Origin of the sequence: Streptomyces luteoverticillatus, assembly GCF_003970715.1 — a bacterium.
GTDB classification, from domain to species: Bacteria; Actinomycetota; Actinomycetes; order Streptomycetales; family Streptomycetaceae; genus Streptomyces; species Streptomyces abikoensis.
This window is the reverse complement of sequence record NZ_CP034587.1, coordinates 1,338,927-1,350,642: the sequence shown is the minus strand read 5'-3', so window position 1 is coordinate 1,350,642 and position 11,716 is coordinate 1,338,927. Positions and strand designations below refer to the sequence as shown.

Annotated in this window: 10 protein-coding genes and 1 pseudogene; 7 read left to right on the top strand and 4 right to left on the bottom strand. The window is 70.8% G+C overall.

The window, feature by feature from the left end:
• Window positions 1–42: 42 nt before the first annotated feature.
• From EKH77_RS05465 to metK, 7 genes and pseudogenes are all read left to right on the top strand, one after another.
• Window positions 43–1,145, top strand: a pseudogene (locus tag EKH77_RS05465) (quinone-dependent dihydroorotate dehydrogenase).
• 85 nt (window positions 1,146–1,230) lie between these two features.
• Window positions 1,231–2,079, top strand: a complete 849-nt coding sequence (pyrF, locus tag EKH77_RS05460; protein WP_126913309.1) for an orotidine-5'-phosphate decarboxylase — start codon at window positions 1,231–1,233, stop codon at window positions 2,077–2,079.
• 277 nt (window positions 2,080–2,356) lie between these two features.
• On the top strand, window positions 2,357–2,680 hold the full coding sequence (locus tag EKH77_RS05455) for an integration host factor (protein WP_126913308.1): 324 nt from the start codon (window positions 2,357–2,359) through the stop codon (window positions 2,678–2,680).
• Window positions 2,681–2,776: 96 nt separating this feature from the next.
• Entirely contained in the window at window positions 2,777–3,367 is a 591-nt protein-coding gene (gene gmk, locus EKH77_RS05450) for a guanylate kinase (protein ID WP_126913307.1), read from the top strand.
• A gap of 34 nt (window positions 3,368–3,401) precedes the next feature.
• Window positions 3,402–3,674, top strand: coding sequence for a DNA-directed RNA polymerase subunit omega (gene rpoZ, locus EKH77_RS05445; protein WP_126913306.1), 273 nt, complete (start codon window positions 3,402–3,404; stop codon window positions 3,672–3,674).
• A gap of 117 nt (window positions 3,675–3,791) precedes the next feature.
• Window positions 3,792–5,000, top strand: coding sequence for a bifunctional phosphopantothenoylcysteine decarboxylase/phosphopantothenate--cysteine ligase CoaBC (gene coaBC / locus EKH77_RS05440; RefSeq protein WP_126913305.1), 1,209 nt, complete (start codon window positions 3,792–3,794; stop codon window positions 4,998–5,000).
• Window positions 5,001–5,186: 186 nt separating this feature from the next.
• Window positions 5,187–6,395, top strand: a complete 1,209-nt coding sequence (gene metK, locus EKH77_RS05435; protein ID WP_126913304.1) for a methionine adenosyltransferase — start codon at window positions 5,187–5,189, stop codon at window positions 6,393–6,395.
• A gap of 77 nt (window positions 6,396–6,472) precedes the next feature.
• Here the strand turns inward: metK and EKH77_RS05430 are convergent, their stop codons facing one another.
• The 4 genes from EKH77_RS05430 to EKH77_RS05415 are packed head-to-tail and all read right to left on the bottom strand — an operon-like array spanning window position 6,473 to window position 11,623.
• Entirely contained in the window at window positions 6,473–7,558 is a 1,086-nt protein-coding gene (locus tag EKH77_RS05430; RefSeq protein WP_126913303.1) for a hypothetical protein, read from the bottom strand.
• 43 nt (window positions 7,559–7,601) lie between these two features.
• On the bottom strand, window positions 7,602–9,557 hold the full coding sequence (locus tag EKH77_RS05425; protein ID WP_126913302.1) for a hypothetical protein: 1,956 nt from the start codon (window positions 9,555–9,557) through the stop codon (window positions 7,602–7,604).
• Window positions 9,554–10,300 carry a toll/interleukin-1 receptor domain-containing protein gene (locus EKH77_RS05420; RefSeq protein ID WP_126913301.1) on the bottom strand — a complete coding sequence of 249 codons (747 nt, stop codon included), beginning with the start codon at window positions 10,298–10,300 and terminating at the stop codon, window positions 9,554–9,556. The genes EKH77_RS05425 and EKH77_RS05420 overlap by 4 nt, the downstream gene beginning before the upstream one ends.
• A 12-nt stretch (window positions 10,301–10,312) precedes the next feature.
• Window positions 10,313–11,623 (bottom strand): helix-turn-helix domain-containing protein, encoded by a 1,311-nt coding sequence (locus EKH77_RS05415; RefSeq protein WP_126913300.1) that lies wholly within the window; start codon window positions 11,621–11,623, stop codon window positions 10,313–10,315.
• Window positions 11,624–11,716 lie beyond the last annotated feature (93 nt).

Below are 11,716 nucleotides of genomic sequence, written 5' to 3'. Positions count from 1 at the left end.
CACCGCGAGGTGTCCCCCTCTCCATGACCACGAAGGCTGGAAATGTACCGTCTCTTCTTCGACCTGATCTTCAAGCGGATGGACCCCGAGCAGGCCCACCACCTGGCGTTCTCGTGGATCCGCCGGGTGGCCGGCGTCCCGGTGCTGCGCACCTTCGTCGCCGCCGTCCTCGCCCCCCGCCACAAGGCGCTGCGCACCGAGGCCCTCGGCCTGCGGATGCACGGCCCCTTCGGCCTCGCCGCCGGCTTCGACAAGAACGCCGCCGCGATCGACGGCATGGCCATGCTCGGCTTCGACCACGTCGAGATCGGCACCGTCACCGCCCAGCCGCAGCCGGGCAACCCCAAGAAGCGGCTCTTCCGCCTCGTCGCCGACCGCGCCCTGATCAACCGCATGGGCTTCAACAACGACGGCTCGGCGGCCGTGGCGGAGCGCCTGGCGGCCCGCGAGGCCGTTTTCAGGACGACCGTGGGCGTCAACATCGGCAAGACCAAGATCGTGCCGGAGGAGGAGGCCGTCGCCGACTACGTCGCCTCCACCGAGCGCCTGGCCGCCCACGCCGACTACCTCGTCGTCAACGTCTCGTCGCCCAACACGCCCGGCCTGCGCAACCTCCAGGCCACCGAGTCGCTGCGCCCGCTGCTCACGGCCGTCCGCGAGGCCGCCGACCGCACGGTCACCTCGCGCCACGTGCCGCTGCTGGTGAAGATCGCCCCCGACCTCGCCGACGAGGACATCGACGCCGTCGCCGACCTCGCCGTCGAGCTGGGCCTGGACGGCATCATCGCCAACAACACCACCATCGCCCGCGACGGGCTGGGCCTCGTCACCCCGAAGCGCACCGTCGAGGCCATCGGCGCCGGCGGCCTCTCCGGCGCCCCCGTGAAGGCCCGCTCGCTGGCCGTCCTGAGCCGCCTGTACGCCCGTGTGGGCGACCGGATCACCCTGGTGGGGGTCGGGGCATCGAGACCGCCGACGACGTCTGGGAGCGCATCCTGGCGGGCGCCACGCTGGTCCAGGGCTACAGCGCCTTCATCTACGAGGGCCCCTTCTGGTGCCGCAAGATCCACAAGGGCCTGGCCGAGCGCCTGGAGGCCAGCCCGTACAAGACCCTCGCCGAAGCAGTAGGCGCGGCCACCCGCTAGCTGGTTGTGGGCAATCGTTCCGCATGGCGGAACGGGTGGGCACAACCCGACCACCGGCCCGCACCCGACCCGGAAAGGGAAACCCATGACGACCGAATCCTTCGGCACCCGGCTGCGCCGTGCCATGGACACCAGGGGTCCGCTCTGCGTCGGCATCGACCCCCACGCCTCCCTCCTCGCCGACTGGGGCCTGACCGACGACATCGCCGGCCTGGAGCGCTTCACCCACACCGTCGTGGAGGCGCTGGCCGACCGCGTCGCCGTCCTCAAGCCGCAGTCCGCCTTCTTCGAGCGCTTCGGCTCGCGCGGCCTCGCCGTGCTGGAGCGGGCCGTGGCCGACGCCCGGGCCGCCGGGGCGCTGGTGCTGATGGACGCCAAGCGCGGCGACATCGGCTCCACCATGGCCGCCTACGCCGCCACCTACCTCGACCCGGCCTCGCCGCTGTTCTCCGACGCCGTGACCGTCAGCCCCTACCTCGGCTACGGCTCGCTGCGCCCCGCCCTGGACCTGGCCCGGGAGAGCGGCGCGGGCGTGTTCGTCCTCGCCCTGACCTCCAACCCGGAGGGCGCCGAGGTGCAGCACGCGGTGCGGGCCGACGGCCGGAGCGTCGCGGCGACCGTCCTGGACCACCTGCGGGCGGAGAACGCCGGAGCGGCCCCCATGGGCTCGTTCGGCGCCGTCGTCGGTGCCACGCTGGGCGACTCGCTCGGCGCGGCGGGTGCGGATCTGGCCATCAACGGTCCGCTCCTGGCTCCCGGCATCGGGGCGCAGGGCGCCACCGCCGCCGACCTGCCGAAGGTCTTCGGCGCGGCCGTGCGGGACGTCGTCCCGAACGTGAGCCGCGGGGTGCTCCGGCACGGCCCCGACGTGGCCGCGCTGCGGGAGAGCGCGGACCGTTTCGCGAGTGAGATCCGCGACGCGGTGGCGGGCTGAGCGACGCCGGTCCCGGCGGGGCGATACGTCCCAGGTCGGCCACAACGGCGAGTTAACGCCAACCGCAAAGAAAATTGTCGGTCATTATGTCCGGAAAAGTCCTGGTCGAGAGAGTCTGACCAGGACTTTTCGCTTGTTCTCGCTGACTGGAGCGGGATCGGCCGCTAGTCTCCGACGAGAGCGAACGCGCAAGCGCGTTGCTCGTTGCCCCCCAGGTGTGGGCCGACTAGGTTCCTCACCGGTCCGTATCCAGTTCGACTTCCGAGGTGACGTAGGCGTGGCTCTTCCGCCCCTTACCCCTGAACAGCGCGCAGCCGCGCTCGAAAAGGCCGCCGCGGCTCGCCGGGAGCGCGCCGAGGTCAAGAATCGGCTCAAGCACTCCGGCGCCTCTCTGCACGACGTGATCGAGCAGGGCCAGAAGAACGAAGTCATCGGCAAGATGAAGGTCAGTGCCCTCCTGGAGAGTCTCCCCGGGGTGGGCAAGGTCCGTGCCAAGCAGATCATGGAGCGGCTCGGGATCTCCGAGAGCCGTCGTGTGCGCGGCCTCGGCTCCAACCAGATCGCCGCTCTGGAGCGCGAGTTCGGCAGCAAGGCCGCCTGAACCGGCGGCCCCGTCGCGGCGGCCCGGTGGCCGTGACCGCCCCCTCCGGGCGGTCCGGCGTTACCGGGCACTCCCGAGAACCGGGATAATCGCTGCATGAGTACCTCAGTCTCCCGGGGCGCGTCCCCCGTTGCCCCGGCCAGACAACCGCGGCTGACCGTGCTCTCCGGCCCCTCCGGGGTCGGCAAGAGCACGGTCGTCGCCCATATGCGCAAGGCCCACCCCGAGGTGTGGCTCTCGGTGTCCTGCACCACCCGCAAGCCGCGCCCCGGCGAGCAGGAGGGTGTCCAGTACTTCTTCGTCGACGACGAGCAGTTCGACAAGCTCATCGCCAACGGCGAGCTGCTGGAGTGGGCCGAGTTCGCGGGCAACCGCTACGGCACGCCCCGCCAGGCCGTGCTGGACCGCCTGGAGGCGGGCGAGCCCGTGCTGCTGGAGATCGACCTCCAGGGCGCCCGGCAGGTCCGCGAGACCATGCCGGAGGCCCGGCTGGTCTTCCTCGCGCCGCCGAGCTGGGACGAGCTGGTCCGCCGGCTCACCGGCCGGGGGACCGAGTCGCCCGAGGTCATCGAGCGGCGGCTGGCGGCGGCGAAGGTGGAGCTGGCGGCGGAGTCGGAGTTCGACACCACGCTGGTCAACACCTCCGTCGAGGACGTCGCACGCGAGCTGCTAGCCTTGCTGCGCTGAACATCTTTCTTCACCCCCCTTCGGAAGGCAGAGAGTGTCCTCTTCCATCACCGCGCCCGAGGGCATCATCAACCCGCCGATTGATGAGCTGCTCGAGGCTACCGACTCGAAGTACAGCCTGGTGATCTACGCCGCCAAGCGCGCGCGTCAGATCAACGCGTACTACTCGCAGCTCGGCGAGGGCCTGCTGGAGTACGTGGGCCCGCTGGTGGACACCCACGTCCACGAGAAGCCGCTCTCCATCGCGCTCCGCGAGATCAACGCGGGCCTGCTGACCTCCGAGGCCGTCGAGGCCCCGGCGGCGTAAGCACCGTCGTATTCGTCATCGAGGGCCCGGCAGCGCGTCTGCCGGGCCCTTGGTGTGTCATTGGACAGTGCGCACACGTGTACGTGCGTACGGGGATCGTGGGGAGAAGCGAGAGCGATGGACAAGCCCAACGTCGTCCTGGGGGTCAGCGGCGGGATCGCCGCCTACAAGGCGTGCGAGCTGCTGCGCCGCCTCACCGAGTCGGGTCATGACGTCCGGGTGGTGCCCACCGCGTCCGCCCTGAACTTCGTGGGCGAGGCGACCTGGTCCGCGCTGTCCGGCCACCCCGCCGGCACCGAGGTATGGGAGAGCGTCCACGAGGTGCCGCACGTGCGGATCGGCCAGCGGGCCGACCTCGTCGTCGTCGCCCCCGCGACCGCCGACATGCTGGCCAAGGCCGCCCACGGCCTCGCCGACGACCTGCTGACCAATACGCTCCTCACCGCCCGCTGCCCGGTCGTCTTCGCCCCGGCGATGCACACCGAGATGTGGGAGAACCCGGCCACCCAGGAGAACGTGGCGACGCTGCGCCGCCGGGGCGCGATCGTCATCGAGCCCGCCGTGGGCCGGCTGACCGGCGTCGACACCGGCAAGGGCCGGCTGCCCGACCCCGGCGAGATCTTCGAGGTCTGCCGCCGGGTCCTGGCGCGCGGCGCGGAGGGCGTGGCCGCCGACCTCGCGGGCCGCCACGTCGTGGTGAGCGCGGGCGGCACCCGGGAGCCCCTGGACCCCGTGCGCTACCTGGGCAACCGCTCCTCCGGCAAGCAGGGCTACGCCCTCGCCCGCACCGCCGTCGCCCGGGGCGCCAGGGTCACTCTGGTCGCCGCCAACAGCGAGCTGCCCGACCCCGCCGGCGCCGACGTGGTGCGCGTGGGGACGGCGGTGCAGCTGCGAGAGGCCGTGCTCAAGGCCGCGGCAGACGCCGACGCCGTGGTGATGGCCGCGGCGGTCGCCGACTTCCGGCCCGCCAGCTACGCCGAAGGCAAGATCAAGAAGCGGGACGGGCAGGAGCCGGAGCCGGTCGCGCTGGTGCGCAACCCGGACGTCCTCGCCGAGCTCTCGGCGGACCGCCCCCGCCCCGGCCAGGTCGTCGTCGGCTTCGCCGCCGAGACCGACCACGTGCTGGAGAACGGCCGCGCCAAGCTCGCCCGCAAGGGCTGTGACCTGCTGGTCGTCAATGAGGTGGGGGAGCGGAGGACATTCGGCTCCGAGCGGAACGAGGCCGTTGTGCTCGCCCCCGACGGTACCGAGACCCCGGTCCCGTACGGCCCCAAGGAAGCCCTCGCGGACACGGTCTGGGACCTCGTCGTCCCCCGTCTCGGCTGACGCCCGACGGGCACGGTCCATACAGCTTTTGTGACGGGAGTCACAGACCGTGCCCAATGTCATCCGGGGTGGGATGTCCGGCCGGTGACGATGCCGGATAAACTGGCTACGGATCCGAGTCGAGCGCAGCTCTCGGCCGGGTCTGTCAATGCTCAGACAGCAGCCGCTGCAACCCCAGGGAGCGATGTGTCCCGCCGCCTGTTCACCTCGGAGTCCGTGACCGAGGGTCACCCCGACAAGATCGCTGATCAGATCAGCGACTCCATTCTCGACGCCCTCCTCAAGGAGGACCCGACGTCCCGCGTCGCCGTCGAGACGCTCATCACCACCGGCCTGGTGCACGTCGCCGGCGAGGTGACTACGAAGGCCTACGCGCCGATCGCCACGCTCGTGCGCAACAAGATCCTCGAGATCGGCTACGACTCGTCCAAGAAGGGCTTCGACGGCGCCTCCTGCGGCGTCTCGGTGTCCATCGGCGCGCAGTCCCCCGACATCGCCCAGGGCGTCGACACCGCCTACGAGACCCGCGTCGAGGGCGACGAGGACGAGCTCGACAAGCAGGGCGCCGGCGACCAGGGCCTGATGTTCGGCTTCGCCTGCGACGAGACGCCGAACCTGATGCCGCTCCCGATCGAGCTCGCGCACCGGCTCTCGCGCCGCCTGTCCGAGGTCCGCAAGAACGGCACCATCCCGTACCTGCGCCCGGACGGCAAGACCCAGGTCACCATCGAGTACGACGGCAACAAGGCCGTGCGCCTGGACACCGTTGTCGTCTCCTCGCAGCACGCCTCCGACATCGACCTGGACTCGCTGCTCGCGCCCGACATCCGCGAGTTCGTCGTCGAGCACGTGCTCAAGCAGCTCGTCGAGGACGGCATCAAGCTCGACACCGACGGCTACCGCCTCCTGGTGAACCCCACCGGCCGCTTCGAGATCGGCGGCCCCATGGGCGACGCCGGCCTCACCGGCCGCAAGATCATCATCGACACCTACGGCGGCATGGCCCGCCACGGTGGCGGCGCCTTCTCCGGCAAGGACCCGTCCAAGGTCGACCGCTCCGCCGCGTACGCGATGCGCTGGGTCGCCAAGAACGTCGTCGCCGCCGGCCTGGCCGCGCGCTGCGAGGTCCAGGTCGCCTACGCGATCGGCAAGGCCGAGCCCGTCGGTCTCTTCGTCGAGACCTTCGGCACCCACACGGTCGACACCGAGAAGATCGAGAACGCCATCGCCGAGGTCTTCGACCTCCGCCCGGCCGCGATCATCCGCGACCTCGACCTGCTCCGCCCGATCTACGCCCAGACCGCCGCGTACGGCCACTTCGGCCGTGAGCTCCCCGACTTCACCTGGGAGCGCACCGACCGCGTGGACGCGCTGCGCAAGGCGGCGGGGCTGTAGGTCCCGCGCAGGTCGCATGGACCGAGCCGATGGCCGGTGCCCTCCCCGGAGGGCACCGGCCATCGGTGCGTGCGGCGCTAGGGGGTGGGCGCCTCGTCCGGTGGACCGAACGGCGGGCCGGCGCCGTCGTCCGGGGTCTTCGGCGCGTCGAAGCGCTGCCGTATCTCCTCGGCCGTCCCGTGCTGGTCTGCCGCGGCGGCGGCTCTCGCGACCCGCTCGGCGAAGAGCGACCGACGAGGGTCGTCCTCGTCGAATCCCATCGCGTTCAGCATCTGGTCGAAGCGGTCCGCGGCCGACGGGTCCTCCTCGACCGCCTCGTATTCCTCCTCGCTTTGCTCCGCCACTGGCTCACCCCATTCGGGCACCGGCTGAGGTACCAGATGCCGAAACCGCTCGGGAACGTCCTGATTGTTGGCGGCCGACGAGAGCTGGGCCAGCAGACCGAGATCCGCCACCGCTTTGTCGACCTTGTCGTCGTTCTTCGCGAGCCACCACACCACCGCGCTGCCGGTGTTCTTCAGTACGTCCCCGCCCAGGTAGGCGCGCCTGCTCTGCTCGTATTTCCGCTCGTGCTCCCAGACCGCTTCGTCCTTGCGCACGGCGGAAAGCTTCGCCAGCCGTTCCTGGTCCTGGTCGGAGAGGGTGAGCAGGACGTTTTCCGCCATGGCGTACACCCGGCCCGTCGGGTCGGCCAGCATGGTGCCCAGTTCGCCGTTCAGTTGGTACTGAGCCAGCGTGCTCCGGCCGGGTGACTTCCGCGCCGTGATCTCGCGGGCCCGGTTGAGAACGGCGTCGATGGCGAGCGAGCCGGCATTGACGACGGGGGCGTCCGCCGGGGCGTCGTCGATGGGACACCAGCGCACTGTCGCCGAAAAGATGAAGTCGTAGTCGTCGGTGTCGCTCGGCAGGGCCACGTCCGTGATGCGCTGCTCCCGGCGTTCCAACGGCGGAATCGGCAGATCGGGCTCCAGCATCAGCTCTTGGGGAAAAGGGCTCCGTCGGCGGTCCGCCGCCTTCACCGCCACGACCGCGATCGCGACAAGGACGGCAGCCGACGCGGGCCATGCCCACAGCGGCCATTCCACGCACAGCCCGATGATGACGATGAGCAATGCGCCGATGACGGTGAGGAAGGCCGTCAGGGTCTTGTGACCGGAGGTCATCGTGTGTTGTCTCCCGTTGGGTGTGACAGGTGGGTGCGTCGCCCTACAGGCCTTGAGCGGCATCGATCATCTGGAGGAAACGGTCCGCCAGGTCGGTGCGCGGGCTGTGGTCCGACGGGCCCTCGGCCGAGCGGGCCCAGTCACGCGTGGCCACATAGAGCAGACTCAGAAGATCGCTCCTGCCTCCGCCGGAATCGACCAGCACGGACAGCAGCCCCTCGCGGTACCGGCTGTCCTCCGACGCCACGGCCAGCCAGCGCTCCATGGGCGCGCTCCAGGCGCCGCGCGGGCGGAGCTGAAGGGCGGCCCTCCAGCAGGCGGCCCACTGCCGTCGCATGCCGGATCCGGTGACGAGGGACGGGCGGGCCGGCACGGAGTCCGCCAGGGCCAGGAAAAGATCGACGTCGGCCGGCCACTCCGCCAGTGCGATGCCACGGTCGAGCCGGTCGAGGAGCCTGTGGTGGAGACGGCGATCGTCGCTCACGAGCCGGAGCAGGGCGTCCCGCGCCGTCGTGGTGCCGCGCTCCCGTCTGGCCAGATGGTGCAGCCGGACCATGGCCTGGTCCGGGTAGCGCACCGCCATGACCTCACCGCAGACGCCGACGAGTACTTCGGCGAGCCCCGGCGCCAAACGGCGTTCACGGGACCAGACGTAGGTCTTCGTCCGGAAGTAGTGCCCCCATGACTCATGGGTCAGACCGTGCTCAAGGCTGTGCGCGGCCGCTCGCTGCCGGATCGTCCGGAGTGAGGCGTCGGCGGGTGCCGATCCGGTCCACTGCTCCACGAGGGTCACCAGGTCGCCCGGCCGCTCCGTCCGCAAGCACTGTTCCGCGAACCGGGCGATCAGACGGTCGCGGTTCTCCTGTGAGAGCGTGCGCAGTTCGACGGTGCTTCCCACCCACACCCGGAAGTGGCGGCGGAGCTCCGGCATCGTCGCCCAGAAATGCGTCCGGACGGCCGGCGCGTAGCCGAGACCGGTGAACCGGACCTCGCCTTTCGCGTCCCGCTCGGCGTTGATCGACCTGAATCGCTCGGCGAGATCCGCCCGCTCCAGTGGGGGCACCGGGTCGTCCGGGTGGCCCACGGTACGCAGCAGGTCGCGGGTGGCGCGGTGTACGGCGTCGGCGTGTGCGCCGTGCAGCATGGCTGTGGAGAGCAGGAGGGCGCGCTGGGGCCCTCCCCGCAGGGACGCGACGTCGTCCGCGGCCTGCTTGGCCCGGTCCGTCACCGCGCCGAGGGCCTCGTCGCACCACTTGGGGAATCCGCCCGGCCCTGGCGACGCGGTACGGGCGCGTGCCAGGTAGTGGGCGAGGGCGGCGATGTCCCGCAGGGGCGGATTCCTGTCCAGGTAGGACACCAGGTCCGCGGGTAATACCGCGGTCTCGTCGGGCGCGATCCCCGACAGGCGCGCATAGCGCCGCAGCACTTCCCTTCCCGAGGGGCGGTCGATATCGGCTCGAAACCGCTGGAACGGCGGATCCAGCCGGTGTGCGAGGCGGTCCGGGAGGACCACCACCAGATGCGCCCGGCGCTCCACCACCGTCTGCCGGAACGAGGAGAGCTCGTCCTGGATGTCGCTCCACAGACTTTCGTCACGCGTGGACATGTTCAGCAGGAGCCGGTCGTTCTCGCCGACGTGGTCCGCGATCAGGTACGGCTTTTTCCTCTCGCCTTCCGGCGTCAGCTCGTGAAAGGTCCCCTCGTCCTTGGCGAGTTCGTGCAGCAGCATTTGCGCCGCGGAGTGCCTGCCGCTTCCCGGGTCCCCGTTCAGCAGCACGGTCCCGCTTTGTCTCAGCAGTTTCCGCGCCTCATCGAGGCCGGAAGGGGGGACGAAGCGCTGTCGGAGCCAGCGCAGCTGGTCCTCGGCGATGGTGCGGGGCGTCTGCCCATGCGCGTTCCTCAGCAGTTCGCTGGGGTCGTTGATGATGATCTGGTCGCCGTCGCCCGTGTGGACGGGCCCGTGGCCCCCCGCGAGGAAGGAACCGATCCGTTCGCTCACTGCTCGTCGTCCGCGGTGCCGTTCGTCCGGTCGAAACGGTGCCGGATGCCGCCCTGGAGGTCGCCCGCCACGTAGGTGGCGCCGGTCCCCGATCCGGTTCCGGAAAAGTGCTGCGACCCGACGTACTGGTCACCTCTGCCCGTATGGACGGGCCCCCGCGTCCCATGGAGGGAGGTGCCCACGGTGCCGGTGAAGTCCCGTGTCTGGACGACCGTGCCTTGGGTGCCGCCGCTCACGGAGTTCCGCACGGAGGCGGCCTGGTCCGTCCGGGCGGTGCTGGTGTCGGCGGCGGCGAGCTGCGGGACGAGCTCCGCCAGCGCGTCGCCGAGACGGGTGAGATCGGCCTGGGCGTTCTGGTGGTCGAATCGCAGCGAATTGAGGTCGGCGATTCGTTGGAGCTTCTTCGGAAGCGTGGCCTTGGAGAGCCTGTCGGTCGTGCGCCCGTCGAGCACGGGGAGAACCTCGATCCCGTATTCGAAGGCTTCGAGGATCTCCTGGCGCACCCAGTCCTCGGCGTCGCGCAGCCCGGGGTGCCGCGCCCAGTCCCGCCCGATGACCGCGATCAGGACGCTGCTGCTCCGCACCGCCTTTCGGAGTGCCGCGGGGAATAACGTGCCGGGCCGAATGGACTTCGAGGCACGGAAGATCCTCTCGTCCCCGAAGCGGGCGGAGAGCGCCGTGTCGAGAACTGTGGCGGTCTTCTCGCCGTCACCGGTCCGGTAGTTGATGAAGACGTCGGGCATGGCGTTTTCCTCTCAGCTTGACGGATGTTGCACGGAGACGAAGTGCAGTGCGGCTGTGAGCTCGGGTGCCAGCGCGCGAACAGCGGCGTTGCGCGGATGGCGGGCCAGCGTGCGCTCCAAGCGGCGCAGGTCGGCGGCGATGGTGGCGGAACCCACGGCGATGGTGGTGGTGAGCAGGGGGGCCACCACGTCGCAGGCGTGGTCGATGTCACCGGCGGTGGCATGGGCGAGGGCACGGCGTACGCCGTAGCGGGCCTGGGACCGTAGGGCGTGGCCCGGTAACCGCCGTACCTGCGCGTCCATGACCGCCGCGGCCTGCCGGGGCCGGCCCAGGTCGTGGAGGCACCAGCCGGTCACCATGGCGACCGGGTCGGAGAGACTGGTGGGGCCGATGACGGGGGCGTCCGAGGCGGCCCCGGGGGCGGCGAGCAGGGCGCGGGCACGGTCCAGACAGCGCATGCAGGAGTCGTAGTCTCCCGCGAGCGCGTGCCCCTGTGCCTCGCGCTGTGCGGCCAGACCCCGGATGCGCGGCGGCAACCGGCCACCCTGCGCCTGACGGGCCAGGCCGATGGTTTCGGCGGCGTCCTGCCGGTACATGGCGATCAGCGCCCTCCGGACGAGGGCGTAAGCCGCGAGGTGGTCGTCGCCCCCGGCCGCCGCCATGCTCACGGCGCGTTCCGTCCACCACAGAGCGGACAGGTCGTTCCCCGTCTCCTGCACGAGCCAGCCGATGTACTCGGCGTAGCGGGACGCCAGTCCGAGCAGACCCGCGCGGGTGCGCGGACCGGCGCGCAGGGCGAGGCTCCGCAAGGTGTGCGTCTGCGCGATCAAGGCGGGCAGCACGGCCTCGGGAGCGGCCGCTTGGCCGAGCTGCCGGTACTGGCCGAACAAGGAACGGGACATCTCCAGCAGCGAATCCCCCTCCGGGCCGGCCGGTGGGCGGGGGAGGCCCATACGGAGCCCGACCGCCGAAGCGGCCGCTCTTGCCACGACCTGCCTACGGCCCAAGGGCTCGAACCGGCTCGGCCCGTCCGGGGACAACTCCATCGACCACATCTCCTCGTCACCGGTGCTCGCTTGTGAGGCTTCCGCCTCCGGCCGCCGGCGTTCCTCCGGGACCAGAGCGATCAGTGCGCCCCCCGCCTCGAATACGGCATCGCACAGGCGTGCCAGGTCCGGACTGGCCGGCTTGTCACCGCGCTCCACCTTGCTCAGGTGGCCCTTGCTGAAGTGGACGCGTGAGGCCAGGTCGTCCAGCGTCATCCGCGCGGCGCGGCGCAGTGTGCGGAGCTCGTGTCCGAAGTGACGTGACTGCTCGAGCACGCGAATCCCCCTCGTCTTCCCTTTCGCCGACAGCCCCTCCGGACGCCGCGAGTCAGATTGCGGGGCGGCGCCACGGGGATCAAGGTCAACAGG